Source organism: Ralstonia sp. VS2407 (assembly GCF_052950655.1).
Genome location: NZ_JBRFVG010000118.1, coordinates 1 through 545 on the forward strand (window position 1 = coordinate 1; position 545 = coordinate 545).

1 protein-coding gene is annotated in these 545 nt (G+C 37.2%); it reads right to left on the reverse strand.

Annotated features, from left to right (window positions below; translation table 11 throughout):
• Positions 1-487 (reverse strand): NTP transferase domain-containing protein (locus ACU8YE_RS24155; RefSeq protein ID WP_446929895.1); only part of this gene is annotated, 487 nt, incomplete at its 3' end.
• Positions 488-545 lie beyond the last annotated feature (58 nt).

Below are 545 nucleotides of genomic sequence, written 5' to 3' on the forward strand. Positions count from 1 at the left end.
CTTCTGGAAAGCGTTCATAAATCATGCGTCCGCCTTTTTCACCAGTCAATGTTAATAGTTCTTGTCGAAATTGATTACCGAATAATACTGGACTACTAGGACAGCCATCTTTTTGTAATGGCACTACAATTTTATTTCTCTGACATTTATCTAACACGAGTTGTAGCATTTTAGGTGTTAACAATGGTTGATCGCTAGGTAAGTATAAATAGCCAGCTCCCCGAGCTTGTTCGGTTCCTAAACGAATACTGCTACTTTGTCCTTCTTGCCATTGATGATTGAGAATCAACTGAATGTTCTTAGGTAAAGGAAACGCTGGCTGATTCTCAGGCGAAACAACTAAAATCCGTTCTAATACGTCTAATTGATTCACTAAGGTTAACGTGTGCTCTAAAAATGTTTTTCCTTGATATTTTAAGAACAATTTATTTTGGCCCATCCGTTGTGAATTGCCCGATGCTAGAATAATGACACTAACGAGTGACATGAGTTGTCTCCTTTTATCTTTTTTTCTTTTGATAAGGGGTATTTTCTAAAGGCAGACT